Here is a 19,618-nt window from a genome sequence, read left to right as displayed (position 1 = left end):
GTCCATTGCAACCTGAAGCTTGCCATTCCCGGGTTATAATCCCGTAGTGACGATACTTAAAATCACCAGCCAGGATCCCGAAGCCTCTATGACCGAGTTTGCTTTAACCACCGGCCGCCTCCGCATCACCATGCCGGCCCGACGTGGCGCCATGGCACTGCTTCTCCTGCTGTTCTCGGCCGCTGCCTGGGGATTGGGCAATTCGGGCAATTCCCTGTTCGGAAACAACGGCGATTTTCTGCCCGTCGATGAGGCACTTCCGTTCAGCTACCTCACCGACACCGACAGCGTGGTGCTGTCCTGGGACGTGGCGCCGGAACACTACCTCTACAAGACCCGGGTGTCCGTTGAATCGGTGACCGAGGGGGTCACCCTGGGGGAGCCGCAGTTCTCACTACAGGGAACCACCACCGAGGACGAGTTCTTTGGAGAGGTAACGGTTTTCTACGAGCCGGTCGAAGCGCGCGTGCCTGTGTCTCTGCCAGAAGGTATCAGGGAAGCAGAGTTTCGGGTGACCTACCAGGGCTGCGCTGAAGCCGGTCTGTGTTACCCGCCGCAAACCCGGGACGTTCTGTATTACGCTGGTAGCGGAGGTAATACCAACACTGGCAGCACCAACACGGATTCCGGTGCCAATAGCAATGCCGGCAGCTCGGCAGGCGTCAACACCAATTCGGCCACCGGCCTGGCAGGCTTCCTCTCGGAACAGTCCACCCTCGCCATCGCCGCGGTTTTCCTCCTGCTGGGCCTTGGGCTGACCTTTACCCCCTGCGTACTGCCCATGGTTCCGATCATTTCGTCCCTGGTTTCCGGCCGCAACACCCGCACCACGGGCCACGCCCTGATGCTGTCCGGAAGCTACGTGCTGGGCATGGCGCTCACCTACGCTGCTGCCGGGGTGATCACCGGGCTTCTCGGCGCCAGCTTCAACCTGCAGGCGCAACTGCAATCCCCCTGGGTTCTCGGGGTGTTCGCAACCCTGTTCGTGGTCTTTGCCCTGTCCATGTTCAACCTGTTCGAGATCCAGCTGCCCCGCTTTATCCGGGAACCACTTAACGACGCCAGCCACCGCCTGACCGGTACGCGCGTGTTCAGTATTTTCGGCATCGGCGCACTATCAGCACTGATTGTATCCCCCTGCGTATCCGCGCCGCTGGCCGGCAGCCTGCTCTATATCAGCACAACCCAGGACGCGTTGATGGGTGGCATTGCCCTGTTTTCCCTCGGCCTGGGCATGGGAATCCCCCTGATCCTGGTGGCCGTCGGTGGTCGCAAACTGCTGCCGGCGACCGGTCCGTGGATGAACGTGGTCAAAGCCTTTTACGGTGTCATGCTGATGGCGGTCGCGATCTGGCTGGTCGAACGCCTGGTTCCGGCATGGGCAGCCTTGACGCTGTGGGGCCTACTGGTTGCCATCACCGGTGTCCAGCTCGGCGCGTTTGACGCCGCCAGGGCTGGCTGGGAGAGAACCCGCAAGGGTCTGGGACTGGTCATGTTCGCCTATGGCCTGGCGCTGCTCGCCGGCGCCGTTGGCGGTGCACAGGATCCGCTGAACCCACTGGCACCCTACACCGCAACAGCCGACAGCGGTGCCGGCATTTCCCGGGAGCATGCGGGTTTCAGACGGGTGGAGACCCCGGAAGAAATCAAGTCGCTGATCACAGCGGCTAGCCAGCAGCAACGGCCGGTCATGCTCGACTTCTATGCCGACTGGTGCATATCGTGCAAAGTCATGGAACGCAATGTCTTCAGTGATCCGTCAGTTATCCAGGCGCTCGCACCCTATACGCTCCTGCAAATTGACATGACCGATAACACCCCGGCTCAGCAGGCCTTCCTGGAGGAACTGGGACTTTTCGGGCCGCCGGCTATCCTGTTCTACCGGAGCGATGGCCGCGAACTGTCGTCAGAAACCCGGGTACTGGGTGAAATGGACAGGGACGAGTTCCTGGCGCACCTCAACTCCCTCGACGTATGAAGAAGAAGAACTCGTTTCCGCTCTCTTCACTGTGCACCAGTTGATGGTCGAGAAACTGGCAAAATCGGGGAATGTCCCGGGTGGTGGACGGGTCGGTCGCCACGACCTTGAGAACTCCACCCACCGGCACATCGTGAATCCGGTTGTGGAGCATCATCACCGGTTCCGGACAATACAGCCCCCGTGCATCCAGCTCGCCATCAAACGTTATCTCATGCAAGGCTGCTTCTCCGTCGGTTGATTCAATGTATTTCTGAAAATACGTGCTAAATTATTGTTTATAACAGTCAAAATGTTAAGAGGTAAGCCATGATCCGGGTATTGATTGAACGTCATATCGCAGAGACTCTTGAATCCGCCTATGAGGAACGGTCCCGCAAAGTGCTGCAGCAGGCTGTCGCCGCCCCTGGTTTCATATCCGGTGAGACCCTGGTGGATGCCCATGATCCCAACCATCGGCTGACGCTGTCCAACTGGCGGTCGGAGGCGGAATGGGATCGGTGGTACCGCTCCGAGGAACGGAAAGCCCTGATGGCCGAACTGGTCCCCATGATGGATCAGGACGAGGCCATCACGGTGCTCCACCAGAGCTGACCCGGTTTTGCCGCTACATCACCCGCTCCAGGAAGCAGGTGATTTCTTCACGGTCGTGGTAAAGATGACGAGCCCTGAGCCGGAACGTCATCTCCGAGTCCGCCAGACCACTCTCAAGAATATCGCGGCAGATCAGCCATTCCTCATACCGCTTTTTCATCGGCAGTTTGAGGTTGAATATGGTGTAACGGCATAGCCCGTTCTTCAGCCAGTCGACCGCCAGCTTCGAGGTCCGGCGTGGATGATCGACGATGTCACAGACCATCCAGTCAACACCGCGCCGGGGTTTCCAGGCATACCCGTCCGCTTCTACATGCTCAACCTGCCCCGATGCCATCAGGTCGGTGTTCATTGGGCCGTTATCCACCGCAGCCACCATCATACCCTGCCGGACCAGCTGCCAGGTCCAGCCACCGGGCGCAGCGCCAAGGTCCACTGCACGCTTGCCGCCCCCAAGATAATCGAGAACCTGTTCCGGTGGCAGGAAGACTTTCCAGGCTTCTTCGAGCTTCAGCGCCGATCGACTCGGCGCCGATGCCGGTAGGCGGAGCCGGGGAATGCCGCCGACATAACGGGCCCGGTTGCCGCTGGGACTGAGACCGATCACGGCCTGCTCAAACCCCGGCAGCAGAATATCGAGCCTTGCGGGCGCCTCGGCGTCCGGATCCGGTTTCATCAGGCCGGCCCCCCGTAGCCCCCGGGAAAGCGGAGCTACCCACTTCCTGGAGAAATTCCCAAGGTCACGGTCGGCGTTATCCTCCGGCACCCGCACCTCTACCCTGGCGCAGTTCGGAAATCCTCCAGGCAGGGCCTGCAAACCCTCAATCACCGCGCCAACGCGGTCCGCAGCGGGCAATGCCAGCTCCGCCAGCCCGACCATCCAGTCCCTGACGAAGACCATATCCTCCAGATTCAGCCGGCGGAGCAGTTCGTCGGCGCCTTCCGGCCCGGTAAGGAAGAAAAACAGGTAACCATGTTTGCCACGAGGCTCAAAATAGCCAAAAACACCCACGGCAGCGGCTGCATCGGTCATTTCGCGGCCTGCTTCTGTTTCAAAGCCAGGGCGGCAAAACAGGATCATGTGTTCCATGGAGCACCTTTATCGGGATTCCCACCACAGGAAATCCTTGAGAATTTGAAACTGTTTAACAGTGAACCAGATCGGCAATCGATAAACTGGCAGACTACTTCCCGGCAGGAATTCACAAATGCTGCTTTACCTGCGTACCTTCATCACGCTGACGGCCCTGGTTCTGGCGGGCACGGCTCCGGCGCTGACCGCCCACCCCGGGAGTCCCTGCCCGATCCTGGATGCCAGCCAACCCCAACAGCGGCAAGTGCTGATGAGCCATGTGTGTTTCCATGCAGCGGCCCCGGATGACCCCGCGCACCTGGCAAACACGCCTGCCGAACTGCCGGAATCCATCGAGTGGCAGGATGCCGGCGGCCATGACCTGGTGTTCAGCCACACAGATTCGGTGTACTGGGTCCATTTACACCTGACCAACTCCGGAAACAAACGGGGATTGTGGTACCTGAAACTCAATTATCCGCTCCTGGATGACGTCACTTTCTGGCAGGACGGCGATTCCACATCCACTACCATGGCCACTGGTGACCAACGCCCGTTTCTGTCGCGGGGCATAGATTACCGGTATTTTCTCCTTCCCGTCACCCTGGACTCCGGTGAAAACCAGAGCATTACCCTCAGAATACGGAGCAGCGGCGCCCTGAACGTGCCACTGTCCCTTGAAACTCCGGGGACCGTTATTGCCGAGAGCAACCACCTTACCCTGACTCATGGACTGTTCTACGGTGCGCTTCTGGTCTTCGCAGTGTTCAACCTGCTGCTGTTCTTCAGTTCGGGGACGGTCTACTACTTTCATAACGCCTTTTACATGGCGTCCATGGGCCTGTTCCTGTTTGCCATGGGCGGCTTTGCCAATCAGTATTTCTGGCCAGACAGCACCGGCTTCGCCAATACCTCCATTCCGTTGCTCATTGCGCTGTGTGCTCTGGCAATGACGCTGTTCGGACGTTCCTTCCTGGAAATTGAACCTGACACCCTTTCAGCAAGCACCTTGCGTGCCCTGGCCTGGTCATCCGTCGGGCTTCTGATCATTACCTTCCTGCTGCCCTACAACAAATCAATCCTGTTCAACACATTTCTGGTGCTGACGGTGATTGCCAGCCTGTTTGTCATCGGCATCCTGAGGTGGCGGCAAGGCTACGGGCCCGCCTTATGGTACGTGATGGCCTGGTCGGTCATGCTGGTAGGCGCTCTCATCTACGCCCTGGCGGCATTCGGCTATCTGACGGATTTCCTGGCCCGCGAGTTTTTCATGCTGACGGCCATCGGGGCTCAGGTCATCCTGCTGAACTACGCCCTGGTGCAGCGCTGGCGATTGCTCAACCAGAAATTGCTCAATGTGGAACACAATGCTCGCGCTGAGCTGGAAACGAAGGTCCATGAACGCACCGCCCAATTACGCAACACCATGGGAGAGCTGGAGAGGGCCAATCGAAAACTCGCGACCATGAGCCTTAATGACGCATTAACAGGGCTTTACAACCGGAGGCACCTCGACAACATGCTTCCCGAACTGTGTGCCGAAGCCCGCAGGACTGGCCACCCTCTGACCCTGGCCCTGATCGATGCCGACCACTTCAAGGACGTTAACGATACCTGGGGCCATGGTTTCGGGGATCAGTGCCTGCAACGCATTGCCGACATCCTCAGCCGGCACGTCAAGCGCCCCAGGGATGTTGCCATCCGCTTTGGTGGCGAGGAATTCGCGCTGCTCCTGCCCGGAACCGACCAGGAAGGCGCGTATCGGGTATGCCAGCGCATTCTGGAGGACATGCGGAACACAGCGATCCCGGCGGATGACGGCACCAACGTCACCATCACACTCAGCGCTGGCGTTGCCCTACTGGCTCCCGATGAAAATGAGCAAACACTGTTTCAACGGGCCGATGAGGCGCTGTATCAGGCCAAGGCATCTGGAAGGGACCAAATTGCAACCGTGACGGTGCCAGTCGTTGACTAGTGTCCCGTCTGGCGACTCATAAATGCGGCCGCTGATCTCGCCGCCTGCTGAATCAGGCCAATCTGGGTTTCCGGCTGCCTGGCTAAGGGCTGAAAGTCATGGTTTCCACCCTCGAGCCAAACCAGTTCAGGCTCTGCAAGCATTGCCAGACGCTCATTCACTTCATCAGGCTTGCCAAAAGGATCGCGGGTGCCCTGAATAATAAGGACCGGGCACCAGAAATCCGGAAAGTGATCGGTCCGCCAGCGGTCCTTACCTGGCGGATGAAACGGGTAGCCAAAACACAGAACGCCCCTGAACCGTCGCTTCAGGCGGGGATCGGCGGCCAGCAGGCTCGCCATCCGCCCTCCCATGGATTTACCGCCGATGAACAGCGGCCGTCCGGCCAGCGATCCCTCGATAATTTCCGCAATCAACTGTTCGAGCTGCGCCAGCAATGCCGGTTGTCTCTCGGGTGGACGCTTCCTGCCGTCCTCTCGACGCTTCGCCATATAGGAAAACTCAAACCGAACGGTGGTTACCCCCTCGTCAGCCAAGGATTCGGCAAGCATTTCCATAAAAGAGGAGTCCGCTGGCGCTCCGGCCCCATGTGCTAAAATCAGCACAGGTTCCTTTCCCGAGCATGAATGAGGGCCATTGGTCTTATAAACTTCCATCCAATTCACCTTGTAAGTCGAAGCTTCTATTATAGGGACCTGTAGCAACGAAAGCCCGGCAAAACCGATAAGCTCCCAGCATCAAAAAAGAATCCGTAGATGCTCTCTGCATGTTACTGATTCGGGCGCATTTGACGGGCATTGCGAGTTGATCTGAGTCATTGCAAAGCGCTAATGGTTTCTCCATACTTGCGCCCGCATATTTTCCCACTCTGAACCCATTGGTAAGGCTATGAGCACAGTAAATGCTAACCTGACATACAACTACAAGGTGGTGCGGCAATTCGCCATCATGACGTTGGTCTGGGGCATTGTTGGCATGGGCATGGGTGTGCTGATCGCATCCCAACTTGTCTGGCCATCGATGAACCTCGACTTTTCCTGGACCCATTTTGGTCGCCTGAGACCTCTTCACACAAACCTGGTTATCTTCGGGTTTGGTGGTTCAGCACTCTTTGCTACTTCCTACTATGTCGTGCAGCGCACCTGCCAGGCACGCCTGATTTCGGACGGGATGGCCGCCTTCACGTTCTGGGGCTGGCAGGCCATCATGGTCGCCGCCATCATTACCCTGCCAATGGGTCTTACCTCAACCAAGGAGTACGCCGAGCTGGAGTGGCCGATTGATATCGCCATTGCCCTGGTCTGGGTGACCTACGCACTGGTTTTCTTCGGCACCATTACCAAACGCAGCACGCCGCACATATACGTTGCCAACTGGTTCTATGGCGGCTTTATCCTGACCGTTGCGGTTCTGCATATCGGCAACAACCTCGCACTGCCAGCTACGGCGTTCAAGTCCTACTCCGCCTATGCCGGAGTAACCGACGCCATGATGCAGTGGTGGTACGGCCACAATGCCGTAGGCTTCTTCCTGACGGCCGGCTTCCTGGGCATGATGTACTACTTTGTTCCCAAGCAGGCCAACCGGCCGGTTTACTCCTATCGCCTGTCCATCGTCCACTTCTGGGCGCTGATTGCCACTTACGTGTGGGCCGGTGGCCACCACCTGCACTACAGCGCGCTGCCTGACTGGGCGCAGACTGCTGGTATGGTAATGTCCCTGATCCTGCTGGCTCCGTCCTGGGGCGGTATGATCAACGGCATGATGACGCTGTCCGGCGCGTGGCACAAACTGCGCACCGACCCGATTCTGCGCTTCCTGGTGGTGTCACTGTCGTTCTACGGCATGTCTACCTTTGAAGGCCCGATGATGGCTATCAAGACCGTCAACGCGCTTTCTCACAACACCGACTGGACCATCGGCCACGTACACTCCGGCGCACTGGGCTGGGTTGCCATGATCAGTATCGGCGCCATCTACCACCTGATTCCCAAGCTGTGGGGAGTGCCTGCCATGTACAGCACCAGCCTGATCAACGTGCACTTCTGGCTGGCAACCGTGGGCACCGTGCTCTACATCGTTGCGATGTGGGTAAACGGCATCATGCAGGGCCTGATGTGGCGCGCAGTGAACCAGGACGGCACCCTGACATACAGCTTTGTTGAAGCGCTTGAGGCTTCCTGGCCTGGCTACCTTGTCCGCTTTATCGGCGGCGTAATCTTCCTCTCCGGCATGCTGGTCATGGCTTACAACACCTACATGACCGTTCGCCAGAAAGATGCCGTCGCACAGGACAACGCGGCAGCTCAGCCGGCGTAACGGGAGACAATCAAGATGAAACACGAAATCGTAGAGAAAAACCTTGGCCTGATGATCGTGCTGATCATCCTCACCATCAGTGGCGGTTTCCTCGCCGAAGTGGTGCCGTTGTTTTTCAGCAAGCAAACCAATGAGCCGATCGAGGGCCTTGAGCCCCTGTCCGCGCTCGAACTGGAAGGTCGCGACATCTACATCCGCGAGGGCTGCCACGTGTGCCACACCCAACAGATCCGTCCCTTCCGGGCAGAAACCGAACGCTATGGCCACTACTCCGTGGCGGGCGAGTTCGTTTACGATCGCCCGTTCCTGTGGGGCTCCAAGCGCACCGGGCCAGATCTGGCCCGAGTCGGCGGCCGTTACTCCGATGCCTGGCAGCGCCAGCACCTGTACGATCCCCGCAGCGTTGTTCCCGAATCCAACATGCCGGCATTCCCTTGGCTGTTTGAGGATCGCGTGGACCATTCCGACACGGCAGCAAAGATGAAAACACTGCAGACACTGGGCGTGCCCTACACCGATGAGCAGATTGCCGAAGCATCTGCGGAAGTGGAAGGCAAGTTCGAAATCGAAGCGCTGGTGGCCTACCTGCAACAGCTGGGCACAGTGATTTCTGAGAAACGGTGATCCCGATGGATTTGAACGAGTTACGTGGTATTCACACCCTGCTTGTCATGGTGGCATTTCTGGGTATCGTCTGGTGGGCCTACAGCGCCCACCGCAAGAAACCGAACGACGAAGCGGCGCACCTGCCCTTCGACGATGACGAGGTGGAAAAGCGTACTCTTGAACAGGAAAAAACGGAGAAAAAGCAATGAGTACCTTCTGGAGCATCTGGATCAGTGTGATCGTGCTCGGTACTATTTTCGGATGCTGGTGGCTGCTGCTGGCAACTCGCAAGAGCCAGACCACCGACACCGAAACAGACCGGACGACAGGCCATTCCTTTGATGGCATCGAGGAGCTGGACAACCCACTGCCCAAGTGGTGGTTCTATCTCTTCATCGCAACTTGTGTCTTCTCTCTGGGTTACCTGGCGCTCTATCCTGGTCTGGGGAACTTTCAGGGCCTGCTGGGGTGGAGTTCCACCAACCAGTGGGAAGCGGAAGTTCAGCAAGCTGAGGCCCGTTATGGCGAACTGTATGCCAAGTACGGTGATACCCCGATTGTGGAGCTCGCCGACAATGATGACGCCATGAAAATGGGGCAGCGTCTGTTCGCCAACAATTGCGCGGTTTGTCACGGGTCCGCTGGCCGGGGATCCCTCGGCTTTCCCAACCTGACCGATGACGACTGGCTGCACGGTGGCGAGCCGGACAACATCCTGACCACCCTGCAGGAGGGACGCACCGGCAACATGCCTGCCAAGGGTATGATGCCCGGCATGACGTCCGAGCAGGTTGACCAGGTGGTCAACTACGTACTGTCATTCAGTGATCGTGCAAAGGACGCCGAGGCCGCTGAAGCCGGCGAGGAAGTCTTCGCCCAGGCCTGCTCCAGCTGTCATGGCAGCGACGCCAAGGGCAATTATGCGTTCGGTGCGCCCAACCTGACCGATGACACCTGGCTGTATGGCTCAACCTATGAGTGGATCAAGGAAACCGTGGTCAACGGTCGCCAGAACAAGATGCCCGCCCAGAGCGGTCGGCTCTCCGACGACCAGATCCAGATCCTGGCTGCTTACGTTTACAGCCTGTCCAACTGATTGCCTGGCCGGCCTCCGTGCCGGCCCGGTCTGCTCAACCCTGTGTCTGCCAACGCGGGCACAGGCTTGAGAAGACCCAAGCCCCTGAGGTTTCTCAGCGGCTAATTTTCATCGGGAGGTAGCGATGAGCAGTGAGATTCCGGTCAAACAGATTGACCCTTCCTCTGACCCCTCCGATAAAAATAACAAATCCGGAACCGTCGAGTTATACGCCAGTCGCAAGAAGATTTACGTCAAGGAAGTTAAAGGCTTCTTCCAGCGTATCCGTAATGTCAGCCTGCTGGTTCTGATGGGCATGTACTTCCTGTTCGTCTGGCTTACCCTGGATGGCCAGCCACTGATTCACTTCGATCTTCCCGCCAGGGAATTTCACCTCTACGGACTGACCTTCTACCCGAAAGATTTCTTTCTGTTGTCGGGTTTGCTGATCATCGCCGCTTTTGGTCTGTTCTTTATCACCACCCTGTTTGGTCGGGTGTGGTGTGGCTATACCTGCCCGCAAACCGTGTGGACTTTCATTTTCATGTGGGTGGAAGAACGCATTGAGGGCGGCAGAAACAAGCGAATGAAGCTGGACAAGTCACCCCGTTCCGCGGAAAAGGTGGTGAAAAAATCGCTGAAACACACGGCCTGGCTGTTGATTGCCCTGGCCACGGGCCTGACGTTTGTCGGCTACTTCTATCCCATCCGCGAACTGATCACCGATCTGTTTACCTTGCAGGCCAACGGCTGGGCGTATTTCTGGGTAGGCTTCTTCACCGTCGCAACCTACCTCAATGCCGGCTGGATGCGTGAGCAGGTTTGCCTGTATATGTGCCCCTACGCCCGCTTCCAGTCGGTGATGTTTGATCCGAACACCAGGGTGGTCTCTTACGATCCCAATCGCGGTGAACCCCGCGGCGGGCGCAAGAAAGGCGTGGAACCGGACGAACTCGGACTCGGGGACTGCATCGACTGCGGCCAGTGTGTCCAGGTCTGTCCCACGGGTATCGATATTCGGGACGGCCTGCAATACGAGTGCATTGGTTGCGCGCTGTGCATCGATGCCTGCGACGAAATCATGGATAAAATGGACTACCCCAGGGGGCTGATTCGCTACACCACCGAGAACGAGCTTGAGGGCAAGCCCTCCAAGCTCATGCGCCCACGCACCTTCGGTTATGGCGCGGTGCTGGCATTAATGATCGGCGCCATTGTGTTTGTCCTGGCGACCCGGGTGCCGGCAGAGCTGGACGTCCTCAAGGACCGCGGCGCGCCGTTCGGTTTCAACGGCCAGGGGCGAGTCGAGAATTCATACACCCTCAAAATCGCCAATATGACGGAGGTACCGCAAACCTTCGAAATCTCCGTTTCCGGCATGGAGGGTATCCAACTATTAACAGATACCAGCGTAACGGTCGACAGCGGCGAAAACCGGGCACTGCCGACGGTCGTTGATGTAGATCCCGACGTTATTTCACAGAGCAACAACGTCATCCGGTTCCGTATCACGTCGGAAACCGATGAATCTCTGATTATCGAAACTGAAAGCCGATTTATCGGTCCTAACCGCTAGCATTCCAGCTACCCGTTAGAGACTTCCAAGAGAGACAATGAGTTATGACTGAAGACACTGTTAAACCCTGGTATCGCCAGCCGTGGTTCTGGTTCCTGACGATCTTTCCGTTGGCGTCCATCACCTATTGTGCCATTGCCATCACCATCGCCATGAACTCCGAAAATGCCATGGTGACCGATGACTATTCCAAAGAAGGTCGCGGTATCAACATGGAAATTGCCCGTGACCAGAAAGCCAGGGATATGGGCCTGCAGGCGGAATTTTCATTCGCGGAACGTGATATTAAACTGTCCCTGACAGGCAATGAACAGCGGGATTACCCATACCTGATCCTCAACCTGTTCCACCCGACCATCGCCGAGAAAGATCAGACTGTCCAGTTCACCCGCACCGGCGAGTCCACTTATCGCGCCACCCTGAACCAGAACGTCAAGGGTCGCTGGTACTTTGATCTGCGGGGGCCAGACAACGACTGGCGCCTGAAAGGGGAAACCTCCCTGCCTTCGGATAAAGCCATTCACATTGGCGCGGCAAACCGCTGATCCGTGTGAACCCCCTGCCCTGTTTCCACTGCGGCGAAGCAGCTGACGGATCGCCGCCCATCACTCTTGAGCTTGATGGCGAGCCCCGTCACTTCTGTTGCCGGGGCTGCAAGGCTGTGTGTGAGACCATCCGTTCGGAAGGACTGACCGGTTTTTACCAATACCGGACCGAACCCGCCGCCACACCGAAACAACTCACCAGTAACGAACTGGACCGGATCCGGGAAGTGGACCACCCACTGGTTCAATCAGCCTTCGTGTCCGCCACCAAAGGCGGTCAGGAAGCCCAACTGCTGATAGAGGGCATCACCTGCGCCGCCTGCATCTGGCTGCTGGAAAACCACATGGCCAAACAACCCGGGGTGCTGTCATTTTCCGTGAACCACACCACCCAGCGAGCGCGGCTGGTCTGGTCTGCTGAACAGGCGAAACTGAGCGACCTGCTTGTCGCGATCCACGAACTGGGCTACCGGGCCCGGCCCTACCAGGCGGACGAGGCCGAGCAGGCTCTCAAGGCGGAGCACCGCTCCATGCTGATTCGGCTCGCGGTTGCGGGTATCGGCACCATGCAGAGCATGATGCTGGCATTCCCCCTGTATTTCGAGATGATCAACGACCTGTCTCCGGATTTCATTTCTTTTTTTCGCTGGTTCAGCCTACTGGTTGCCACGCCGGTGGTATTGTTCAGCGCCCGGCCCTTTTTCCGCAACGCCCGCAGAGACTTGCGTAGCCGGCACCTGACCATGGATGTACCCGTCGCCATTGCCATTGGCCTGGCCTACGCCGCCAGCGCCTGGGTCACCGTCATGGGTGGTGACGAAGTCTATTTCGAATCGGTGTGTATGTTTACCTTTTTCCTGTTGCTGGGCCGCTACATCGAGATGCAGGCCCGATACCGGGCAGGACTCACCGGTAATGCCCTGGCTGGCTTCCAGCCCGACGTCGCTACCCGTGTCAGTGGTGATACCACCGCCATTGTTGCCACCCATGAACTGCGAACCGGAGATACCATCCGGGTGCGTCCCGGCGAAACGCTACCGGTGGACGGTCGCATCATCAGCGGTCATTCCACACTGAATGAAGCCGCCCTTACCGGTGAATACCTGCCGGAAACCCGCCAGCCTGGCGATACTGTGCATGCCGGCAGCGTTAACGGGGAGAACCCGCTGGACATCGAAGTTGCCAGCGCCGGCGCCCAGACCCGGCTCTCAGGCATTCTGCGCATTCTCGACCGCGTGCAGGCAGAGAAACCGCCGGTGGCGCGGATGGCCGATCGCATCGCCGGCACCTTTGTCAGCCGGGTACTGATCCTGACGCCGCTGGTCTGGATCGGCTGGTGGCTGGCCGGGGCCGACAATGCGTTTGATATTACCCTGTCGGTATTGGTGGTCACCTGCCCCTGTGCGCTGTCGCTGGCAACCCCGACGGCCATCACCTCGGCCACGGTCAGGCTACGCCGGCTGGGGTTCCTGCCTACCCGGGGCCACACCCTCGAATCCCTCAATGACATAGACACCGTTATTTTCGACAAGACCGGCACCCTCACCCGTGGTGAACTCAGCCTGATCGAGACACGGGTAACCGGTTCCCTGGATGAATCAACCTGCATCAGTCTCGCCACTGGCCTGGAAAAACATTCCGAGCACCCCATTGCCCGGGTATTCCAGCCGTTCGCCGGCGCTTCCGTATCCGCCGTCACCAACCACCTGGGTGGCGGGTTGTCCGGCATCCATAATGGCAAACCGGTCTATATCGGCCACAGTGAGTTTGTCAGGCAGCATACCCGGGCCACGCAACCATCCGTGCCGACCGGTCAGGGAATCGATATCTGGCTGGCTACCGATGATCAGTGGCTGGCCTGCTTTACGCTGGACGACCAGCCCCGGCCTGACGCAAGGACCACCATCGCCAGACTGAAGTCTTCGGGCATCCACACACTTCTACTCAGTGGTGACCGGTCGGGACACGTGGCGCAGATCGCCCAACAGGTGGGTGTTGATGAAGCCATTGGTCAGGCCACGCCGGAACAGAAGCTGGAAACGTTACAGAAGCTTGTAGCCCAGGGCCGCAAGGTGATGATGGTAGGCGACGGATTGAACGATCTGCCTTCCATGGCTGGAGCGGGAATTTCTGTGGCCATGGGCAACGCCGCTGATCTGACGCAACTCAAGGCGGACGCCGTACTGCTCAATGGCCAGTTGATGCAACTGACCGAGGCCATGAACACCAGTCGCCTGACTCGCAGGATTATTCGTCAGAACCTGGGCTGGGCGCTGGTATACAATGTGCTGGCACTACCGCTGGCAGCGGCGGGAATGGTGCCGCCCTGGCTTGCTGCCATTGGCATGTCACTGAGCTCCCTGGTGGTGGTGCTGAACGCCCTGAGACTTGGCCGGACCGCGCCTGACAGCCATCAATCGGAGCATGCGGTTGGCGTCCCGACAACGTCCTGATACCGTAGTCAGACTACCCGGTTACCTTGAGGTTTCACCGTGCAAATAGTAATGATTCTGGTCCCCGTCATGCTGATCCTGGTGGCGCTGGGGATCGTCCTGTTCTCCTGGGCCGTCAAGAATGGCCAGTACGATGACCTGGACGGCCCGGCACACCGGATCCTGTACGATGACGACAAGGATATGATCCCGGATGACGCCAGGCAGGCCAGTGAACGGAAGGTTGCTGACACGGACAAGGCCGAAGACGAGAAAAAAGACCGTTGATGAGCGAAGGCCTGTATCTGAGTTACCCCAGCGCCTTTCTGATCGGCTTGCTGGGCAGCACCCATTGCCTGGGTATGTGTGGCGGCATCAGCGCATCGCTGTCCATGGCCCTGCCGGTCGGCAAGGGCTTTCGCATACGTCAGACCTTGATGTTACTGGCCTTCAATGGCGGGCGTATTGCCAGCTATACGATGATCGCAGCCCTGGTTGCACTGCTGAGCACCAGCGCCGCCGCGCAATGGGCCCAGCTCGCGCCGGTACTGAGAACCATCGCCGGCGTCCTGTTGATTCTGATGGGCCTGTCCATGGGACAGTGGTGGCAGGGTATTCGTTATATTGAACGGGCGGGAGCACCGATATGGAAACGGATATCTCCCCTGACCCGCCGTTTCCTTCCCGTTCAGCATGCCTGGCAGGCCCTGGCCCTGGGTGGGTTGTGGGGGTGGCTGCCCTGCGGCCTGGTCTACAGCACCCTGGGCTGGGCCGCGCTGCAACCCTCCGTTGGCAGTGCCGCCGCTACCATGGCATTTTTTGGCCTCGGCACCCTGCCCTCCATGCTGGCGACCGGATACGCAGCCACCTGGATACGAAAACTTCAGGGCCAGAAACAGGTTCGCCAGCTCACCGGCGTGTTATTGATTGGTTTCGGAATCTGGACACTGCCCCTCGGCATGGTTATACACGGGGGGCATGGCGGGTAAGGAAGGGAAACGGGTTCCGGATTCAGATATTAAGCACGTCCAGACGGCCAAAGTCTTCCGGCTCAGGCTCTACGGAACCAACGGCCGGAGCGGCCTGCCCGTTCCCGTTCAGCCGCTTGCCTTCACGGAAATCGTACAGAGAGTTATCCGCCAGGTGCGACGGCTCCACGTTGCACATGGCCCGGAACATGGTTTCCAGCCGGCCCGGGTGCTGCTTGTCCCAGGTCTGGAACATTTCCTTGATCACCTGGCGCTGCAGGTTTTCCTGGGAACCACACAGATTGCAGGGAATGATCGGAAATTCCCGCAATGCCGCGTAGCGGGCAATATCCTTTTCGCGACTGAATGCCAGCGGGCGGATGACGGTATTTCTGCCATCATCGCTGTGCAGTACCGGCGGCATCGACTTCAGCTTGCCGCCATAGAACATGTTCAGGAACAGGGTTTCCAGAAGGTCATCCCGGTGATGCCCCAGCGCGATCTTGGTGACACCGTGCTCTTCCGCAAAATTATAGAGAATTCCACGACGTAGACGGGAACAAAGTCCGCAGGTGGTCTTCCCTTCCGGCACTTTTTCCTTAACAATACTGTACGTGTCCTTTTCGATGATGTGGTACTCGATACCCATGGATTGCAGGTATCCAGGCAACACCTCTTCCGGGAAACCCGGCTGTTTCTGGTCAAGGTTGACTGCAATCAGCTCAAAGGAGACCGGCGCGCTTTTCTGCAGGTTCATCAGGATATCCAGCATGGCATAGGAATCCTTGCCGCCGCTCAGGCAGCACATAACCTTGTCACCGGCTTCAATCATCGAAAATTCTGCAATGGCCTGCCCGACTTCACGGCGCAGACGCTTCTGCAGTTTGTTAAGTTCCAGTTTGTTCCTGCGATCCGCCTCGGACGACAGGGTTTGATCTGGGTTGGCAGTCATTGCATCGGACATAAAACACTACGTTCACTGGATTGGTGGGCTCAGGATTATACGCGTGTGAAACACTCAGGGACAGGATACCGACATGGATATGTTACAGAGCAGGGATGAAGCCGTTGGCAAACGGGAAACCAACCGGATCCGCAACCGCAGCGCCATCCTGCTGGCGGCCCGGGAATGCTTTCGGGAAAAGGGGTACGATAACTCCACCATCCGCGACATCGTGCGCCGGACCGGCCTGGCGGCGGGTACGTTCTATAACTACTTCTCCAGCAAGCAGGACATTTTTGCCGCCCTGCTGAACGACTTTCTCAACCACCTCAACGCCAACCTGACCGGTTTACGGCAAACGCCCGGCACCACGGAAGACTTTATCCATTCGGCCTATCTCGCCCTGTTCCGTGCCACTGCGACTGATCCACTGGTCTATGAACTGGCACACCGTAACGATCACGCCATCCGGGATCTGTTCGGGTCGGATCTTCTGGGGCTGGCGATGCTGTCTCTGGAGGAAGACGTTCAGCGGGCCGTCGAGAAAGACCTGCTGCCTGACGTGGATCAGGACTACCTTTGCGCGGTGTTTTCCGGCGTTGCCTACGAAATGAGCCTACGCGTTGCGGAACGCGCCCTCCAGACGCCGGACAAGGGGGAGCGGGAAGCCCACCAGGCCGCACACTTTGCCTCCACACTGTTTCTTGGCGGGCTGACTCGCCTGGCCAAGCTTTCCTAACGTTGCCCGGTCCCCTAACATGGAGCCATGAACGAATCATCCCCGACCAACACCTCAATGGCCGACAGGCCAGTACCATCGAAGTCCGACAAGGAGGCGGTGCTCGACCTGCAGATCCAGCACATGCTGATTGCGGTTGAGCACGAGCTGCGCCAACACCCTGCGGGCATGAATGAGCTGACACTGATCAAACGCCTCCAGGGCTCGCCCTGGGAGCTGATCGGCGACGTCTCATTCAGTGAACCGGAGCAACTCTACCCGGTCCACTTCCTGCTGTTTCACACCCTGTACCGGTTGCGGGATCAACTTGCCGAATCGAGAGAAACCATCACCATTTCACCCATGCACCTGCGGCTCTACGAGAATCCGGTTGTTTCCGGCTCCGGTGTTGCCGGAGAAGTCGATGCCCTGAGAACCTTTTACCTGGACCTGACCCAGTACCAGATGTCCGGGGACAGCATCCAGAAAATGATGAACGACTTCTGGAACGGACATTACCCGCAGCGTCCTCCACACCAGGAAGCCCTGAACGCCGCCGAGGTCCTAGGCTTTGACCGCCTTCCGGACAGCTTCGGCAAGGTCAAACACCGGTTCCGCCGCGCCGTCATGCAGGCCCACCCGGATCGGGGTGGCGATACCGAAAGCATTCAGAGCCTGAACCAGGCCTTTGCGACACTTAAAGCCCACTTTCAATAAATAGCCAGACTGAGGATTAACGAATGGTCAAAACAACCACACGTTTTGTCTGTGGATTACTGTTTATCAGCGTCGCCATCGGCGCCAGGGCCGATCTTGTGGTTCTCCAGTACCACCACGTCAGCGATGCCACTCCGCCTGCAACGAGTACCTCCGTCTCGCTGTTCGAGGAACAGCTGGAGATGATTGAAAGACTGGAGCTGGATGTAGTCGACCTGCAGAAAGGCACCGAAGCCGCGCTCGGCGGTGAGCTGGACGGCAGCAAACAGGTCGCGATTACCTTTGACGACGCCTACGATTCCGTCTACACAGCTGCGGCTCCCATGCTGGAAGACAGAGGCTATCCCTACACAGTCTTCGTCAACACCGACGCCGTCGGGGGCCGCGGATACATGAGCTGGGATCAACTGAAAGAGCTCGAAAGCAAAGCCTCCGTCACCATCGCGAACCACAGCCACGATCACGGACACCTGGCAAAGCGACCCGATGAGAGCCAGTCAGGCTGGGAGCAAAGAGTGGAAAGCAGTTTGGACCAGGCTCAGTCGATCCTGAAGGAGAAACTTGGCACCGATGTTCCCATGTTTGCGTATCCCTATGGCGAGTTCGATGCCGGGCTTGAGGAAAAGCTGGCGGAAAGAGAATGGATCGGTTTTGGCCAGCAGTCCGGCGCGGTGGGGGAAACCTCCGGTATTACCCGCTTGCCACGATTCCCCATGGCTAATGCCTATGGCCAGCTTAACAGCCTGAAGAACAAGCTCCTCAGCAAGGCGCTACCGGTGGATGCCAGCACCTTGCCGGCGGGTATTGTGACCGACAACCCGCCAACCCTGGAATTGACGCTCCCCGATCACATCAGCGTAAACCGACTGACCTGCTTCGCATCGGGCCAGGGTCGTATCGACGTCAACCCCAGCGGCCCGGGTATCGTCAGAGTGCGAGCTCCGGACGCGTTCAACAGCCGGCGCTTCCGTTACAACTGCACTCACCCAACCGATGACGGCAGCTATTACTGGCTGTCTCAGCAATGGCTGGATCTGAGTAAACCGGAAGACTAAAGCTAACGCTCCCGGATCTCAGCCAGCCCAAGCTCACCCTGCTGGCTGTGTTTGATGGCACGGGGCCCCCGCTTATCTTCGATAACGGTTTGGCCCCTCAGGTCCTCTTCCCGGGTGAAGATCACCATCCAGCGCTCACCGTGCCCGGGAAACACCGGAATAAAAGATTCCAGGTAACCACGGCGGTGCCAGGTTTCCGGGATATAGTCCGCCACCAGGTCGGTCACGATTCTCACCGGCTTCATGGCCACATCCAGGAAAGCCACGGACGGCACAAACATCCCCTCCCTCGCGAATGATCGCAGGCGCATGATGAAATCCCGCCTGCCGGCTCCCGCCGGAATCCGAACCAGTCGATAGTGGCTGTGCCCGGTGATGAATGAATGGGCCGGGGAACTGTCATCGACAGTCAGACCAAACTCACGATCACTGTGCCAATCCTCGACATCGCCCCGGCCGAAAGCCTCACAACAGTTCTCCGCCCAACGCTCCAGGAAGCTGTCTCCGGCAGCCTCAACACCGAGAATAGCAAAGGCATCCGGGTCGCCCCCCTCCCGCTCCACAACGGGATCTGGAGAGTCGCTGCGTTGGTAGATACTGGCGGGCGTCAGTTGCACCGGCGGTTTGATGCGCCCTTTTTCCACATCGGACCGGGTATCCGGCTGGTAATAGCTGGTGCGGATATTGCCATCAGCGTCCTGCCAGGTGAAATAAGGCTGGGGTTCCCCAGGGCGAACATAGCCCCGTCGCTCCAGTTCGTTTCCGTCTGGATAGTTCTCCAGATTGAACTCGGCGTCCTCGTCGGAAGCGGATGGGCTGGGGTGTCCTGGATCCGGGCGAGGATCCTCGGTTTCAGGTTCTGGCTCACGAATGATCCGCGAATGCTGAACCCTGCCCTGATCGTCCACCCAGGTGAAATAGCCCTCCCGGGACGACGATGTGCCGCCACTGCCCTGGCAACCGGCCAACAGGACCACCGCCAGGGTGAGCGAGGCTATAAGGGCACCCCGATGCAGGGGTCGGCTGTTCGACATAACGGCTG

20 protein-coding genes are annotated in these 19,618 nt (G+C 58.4%); 15 read left to right on the top strand and 5 right to left on the bottom strand.

Annotated elements, in window-relative coordinates:
• The first annotated feature begins 151 nt into the window (after window positions 1–151).
• Window positions 152–1,978, top strand: coding sequence for a protein-disulfide reductase DsbD (gene dsbD / locus ACJO3M_RS04960; protein ID WP_407000908.1), 1,827 nt, complete (start codon window positions 152–154; stop codon window positions 1,976–1,978).
• Here dsbD and tusA read toward each other — a convergent pair.
• Window positions 1,959–2,198: a sulfurtransferase TusA gene (gene tusA, locus ACJO3M_RS04955; protein WP_407000230.1), complete on the bottom strand. Its 240-nt coding sequence runs from the start codon at window positions 2,196–2,198 to the stop codon at window positions 1,959–1,961. The two genes, dsbD and tusA, sit on opposite strands and share 20 nt — an antisense overlap.
• An 89-nt stretch (window positions 2,199–2,287) precedes the next feature.
• Here tusA and ACJO3M_RS04950 point away from each other — a divergent pair, with 89 nt between their 5' ends.
• A complete protein-coding gene (locus ACJO3M_RS04950) occupies window positions 2,288–2,572 on the top strand; it encodes an antibiotic biosynthesis monooxygenase family protein (protein ID WP_407000228.1) in 285 nt (94 codons plus the stop codon).
• A 13-nt stretch (window positions 2,573–2,585) separates the two neighbouring features.
• On the opposite strand, the gene rlmM is transcribed toward ACJO3M_RS04950, so the two are convergent.
• Window positions 2,586–3,662 carry a 23S rRNA (cytidine(2498)-2'-O)-methyltransferase RlmM gene (gene rlmM / locus ACJO3M_RS04945; protein WP_407000226.1) on the bottom strand — a complete coding sequence of 359 codons (1,077 nt, stop codon included), beginning with the start codon at window positions 3,660–3,662 and terminating at the stop codon, window positions 2,586–2,588.
• Window positions 3,663–3,780: 118 nt separating this feature from the next.
• Here rlmM and ACJO3M_RS04940 point away from each other — a divergent pair, with 118 nt between their 5' ends.
• The gene (locus ACJO3M_RS04940) at window positions 3,781–5,622 is read left to right on the top strand and encodes a sensor domain-containing diguanylate cyclase (RefSeq protein WP_407000224.1); all 1,842 of its coding nucleotides are present in this window, start codon (window positions 3,781–3,783) and stop codon (window positions 5,620–5,622) included.
• Here ACJO3M_RS04940 and ACJO3M_RS04935 read toward each other — a convergent pair.
• The gene (locus tag ACJO3M_RS04935; RefSeq protein ID WP_407000907.1) at window positions 5,619–6,278 is read right to left on the bottom strand and encodes an alpha/beta family hydrolase; all 660 of its coding nucleotides are present in this window, start codon (window positions 6,276–6,278) and stop codon (window positions 5,619–5,621) included. The two genes, ACJO3M_RS04940 and ACJO3M_RS04935, sit on opposite strands and share 4 nt — an antisense overlap.
• Window positions 6,279–6,510: 232 nt before the next feature.
• Here ACJO3M_RS04935 and ccoN point away from each other — a divergent pair, with 232 nt between their 5' ends.
• The 9 genes from ccoN (at window position 6,511) to ACJO3M_RS04890 (ending at window position 15,164) form a co-directional block, all read left to right on the top strand.
• Window positions 6,511–7,941: a cytochrome-c oxidase, cbb3-type subunit I gene (gene ccoN, locus ACJO3M_RS04930; RefSeq protein WP_407000222.1), complete on the top strand. Its 1,431-nt coding sequence runs from the start codon at window positions 6,511–6,513 to the stop codon at window positions 7,939–7,941.
• Between the two features lie 15 nt (window positions 7,942–7,956).
• Window positions 7,957–8,565: a cytochrome-c oxidase, cbb3-type subunit II gene (gene ccoO, locus ACJO3M_RS04925; protein ID WP_407000220.1), complete on the top strand. Its 609-nt coding sequence runs from the start codon at window positions 7,957–7,959 to the stop codon at window positions 8,563–8,565.
• A gap of 5 nt (window positions 8,566–8,570) precedes the next feature.
• The gene (locus ACJO3M_RS04920) at window positions 8,571–8,756 is read left to right on the top strand and encodes a cbb3-type cytochrome oxidase subunit 3 (RefSeq protein WP_407000218.1); all 186 of its coding nucleotides are present in this window, start codon (window positions 8,571–8,573) and stop codon (window positions 8,754–8,756) included.
• Complete coding sequence (gene ccoP, locus ACJO3M_RS04915; protein ID WP_407000216.1) at window positions 8,753–9,643, top strand: cytochrome-c oxidase, cbb3-type subunit III; 891 nt, start codon at window positions 8,753–8,755, stop codon at window positions 9,641–9,643. Before ACJO3M_RS04920 ends, ccoP begins: the two co-directional genes overlap by 4 nt.
• A gap of 124 nt (window positions 9,644–9,767) precedes the next feature.
• Window positions 9,768–11,198 (top strand): cytochrome c oxidase accessory protein CcoG, encoded by a 1,431-nt coding sequence (gene ccoG, locus ACJO3M_RS04910; RefSeq protein ID WP_407000214.1) that lies wholly within the window; start codon window positions 9,768–9,770, stop codon window positions 11,196–11,198.
• Between the two features lie 44 nt (window positions 11,199–11,242).
• Complete coding sequence (locus ACJO3M_RS04905; RefSeq protein WP_407000212.1) at window positions 11,243–11,743, top strand: FixH family protein; 501 nt, start codon at window positions 11,243–11,245, stop codon at window positions 11,741–11,743.
• Window positions 11,744–11,748: 5 nt separating this feature from the next.
• On the top strand, window positions 11,749–14,196 hold the full coding sequence (locus tag ACJO3M_RS04900) for a heavy metal translocating P-type ATPase (RefSeq protein ID WP_407000210.1): 2,448 nt from the start codon (window positions 11,749–11,751) through the stop codon (window positions 14,194–14,196).
• A gap of 51 nt (window positions 14,197–14,247) precedes the next feature.
• A complete protein-coding gene (gene ccoS / locus ACJO3M_RS04895; RefSeq protein ID WP_407000208.1) occupies window positions 14,248–14,463 on the top strand; it encodes a cbb3-type cytochrome oxidase assembly protein CcoS in 216 nt (71 codons plus the stop codon).
• A complete protein-coding gene (locus ACJO3M_RS04890; RefSeq protein ID WP_407000206.1) occupies window positions 14,463–15,164 on the top strand; it encodes a sulfite exporter TauE/SafE family protein in 702 nt (233 codons plus the stop codon). The genes ccoS and ACJO3M_RS04890 overlap by 1 nt, the downstream gene beginning before the upstream one ends.
• Before the next feature lie 22 nt (window positions 15,165–15,186).
• Here the strand turns inward: ACJO3M_RS04890 and ttcA are convergent, their stop codons facing one another.
• A complete protein-coding gene (gene ttcA, locus ACJO3M_RS04885) occupies window positions 15,187–16,107 on the bottom strand; it encodes a tRNA 2-thiocytidine(32) synthetase TtcA (RefSeq protein WP_407000204.1) in 921 nt (306 codons plus the stop codon).
• A gap of 73 nt (window positions 16,108–16,180) precedes the next feature.
• Between ttcA and ACJO3M_RS04880 the strand changes: the two genes are divergently transcribed.
• The 3 genes from ACJO3M_RS04880 to ACJO3M_RS04870 are packed head-to-tail and all read left to right on the top strand — an operon-like array spanning window position 16,181 to window position 18,576.
• A complete protein-coding gene (locus ACJO3M_RS04880; RefSeq protein ID WP_407000201.1) occupies window positions 16,181–16,825 on the top strand; it encodes a TetR/AcrR family transcriptional regulator in 645 nt (214 codons plus the stop codon).
• 27 nt (window positions 16,826–16,852) lie between these two features.
• Window positions 16,853–17,521 carry a DNA-J related domain-containing protein gene (locus ACJO3M_RS04875; protein ID WP_407000199.1) on the top strand — a complete coding sequence of 223 codons (669 nt, stop codon included), beginning with the start codon at window positions 16,853–16,855 and terminating at the stop codon, window positions 17,519–17,521.
• A 23-nt stretch (window positions 17,522–17,544) separates the two neighbouring features.
• Entirely contained in the window at window positions 17,545–18,576 is a 1,032-nt protein-coding gene (locus ACJO3M_RS04870) for a polysaccharide deacetylase family protein (protein ID WP_407000197.1), read from the top strand.
• 2 nt (window positions 18,577–18,578) lie between these two features.
• Here ACJO3M_RS04870 and ACJO3M_RS04865 read toward each other — a convergent pair whose 3' ends face one another.
• Window positions 18,579–19,610 (bottom strand): MalM family protein, encoded by a 1,032-nt coding sequence (locus tag ACJO3M_RS04865; protein WP_407000195.1) that lies wholly within the window; start codon window positions 19,608–19,610, stop codon window positions 18,579–18,581.
• Between the last annotated feature and the right edge of the window lie 8 nt (window positions 19,611–19,618).

The organism is Marinobacter alkalisoli, from assembly GCF_045449795.1.
Classification (GTDB): domain Bacteria; phylum Pseudomonadota; class Gammaproteobacteria; order Pseudomonadales; family Oleiphilaceae; genus Marinobacter.
The sequence above is the reverse complement of the archived record's forward strand: the minus strand, read 5'-3'. Positions and strand labels throughout refer to the sequence as shown.

What these genes read in the sequence shown, in the direction of transcription:
- dsbD (WP_407000908.1), top strand. Translation starts at nt 152, where the DNA reads ATGGCACTGCTTCTCCTGCTGTTCTCGGCCGCTGCCTGGGGATTGGGC.
- ACJO3M_RS04950 (WP_407000228.1), top strand. Translation starts at nt 2,288, where the DNA reads ATGATCCGGGTATTGATTGAACGTCATATCGCAGAGACTCTTGAATCC.
- rlmM (WP_407000226.1), bottom strand. Translation starts at nt 3,662, where the DNA reads ATGGAACACATGATCCTGTTTTGCCGCCCTGGCTTTGAAACAGAAGCA.
- ACJO3M_RS04940 (WP_407000224.1), top strand. Translation starts at nt 3,781, where the DNA reads ATGCTGCTTTACCTGCGTACCTTCATCACGCTGACGGCCCTGGTTCTG.
- ACJO3M_RS04935 (WP_407000907.1), bottom strand. Translation starts at nt 6,278, where the DNA reads ATGGAAGTTTATAAGACCAATGGCCCTCATTCATGCTCGGGAAAGGAA.
- ccoN (WP_407000222.1), top strand. Translation starts at nt 6,511, where the DNA reads ATGAGCACAGTAAATGCTAACCTGACATACAACTACAAGGTGGTGCGG.
- ccoO (WP_407000220.1), top strand. Translation starts at nt 7,957, where the DNA reads ATGAAACACGAAATCGTAGAGAAAAACCTTGGCCTGATGATCGTGCTG.
- ACJO3M_RS04920 (WP_407000218.1), top strand. Translation starts at nt 8,571, where the DNA reads ATGGATTTGAACGAGTTACGTGGTATTCACACCCTGCTTGTCATGGTG.
- ccoP (WP_407000216.1), top strand. Translation starts at nt 8,753, where the DNA reads ATGAGTACCTTCTGGAGCATCTGGATCAGTGTGATCGTGCTCGGTACT.
- ccoG (WP_407000214.1), top strand. Translation starts at nt 9,768, where the DNA reads ATGAGCAGTGAGATTCCGGTCAAACAGATTGACCCTTCCTCTGACCCC.
- ACJO3M_RS04905 (WP_407000212.1), top strand. Translation starts at nt 11,243, where the DNA reads ATGACTGAAGACACTGTTAAACCCTGGTATCGCCAGCCGTGGTTCTGG.
- ccoS (WP_407000208.1), top strand. Translation starts at nt 14,248, where the DNA reads ATGATTCTGGTCCCCGTCATGCTGATCCTGGTGGCGCTGGGGATCGTC.
- ACJO3M_RS04890 (WP_407000206.1), top strand. Translation starts at nt 14,463, where the DNA reads ATGAGCGAAGGCCTGTATCTGAGTTACCCCAGCGCCTTTCTGATCGGC.
- ttcA (WP_407000204.1), bottom strand. Translation starts at nt 16,107, where the DNA reads ATGTCCGATGCAATGACTGCCAACCCAGATCAAACCCTGTCGTCCGAG.
- ACJO3M_RS04880 (WP_407000201.1), top strand. Translation starts at nt 16,181, where the DNA reads ATGGATATGTTACAGAGCAGGGATGAAGCCGTTGGCAAACGGGAAACC.
- ACJO3M_RS04875 (WP_407000199.1), top strand. Translation starts at nt 16,853, where the DNA reads ATGAACGAATCATCCCCGACCAACACCTCAATGGCCGACAGGCCAGTA.
- ACJO3M_RS04870 (WP_407000197.1), top strand. Translation starts at nt 17,545, where the DNA reads ATGGTCAAAACAACCACACGTTTTGTCTGTGGATTACTGTTTATCAGC.
- ACJO3M_RS04865 (WP_407000195.1), bottom strand. Translation starts at nt 19,610, where the DNA reads ATGTCGAACAGCCGACCCCTGCATCGGGGTGCCCTTATAGCCTCGCTC.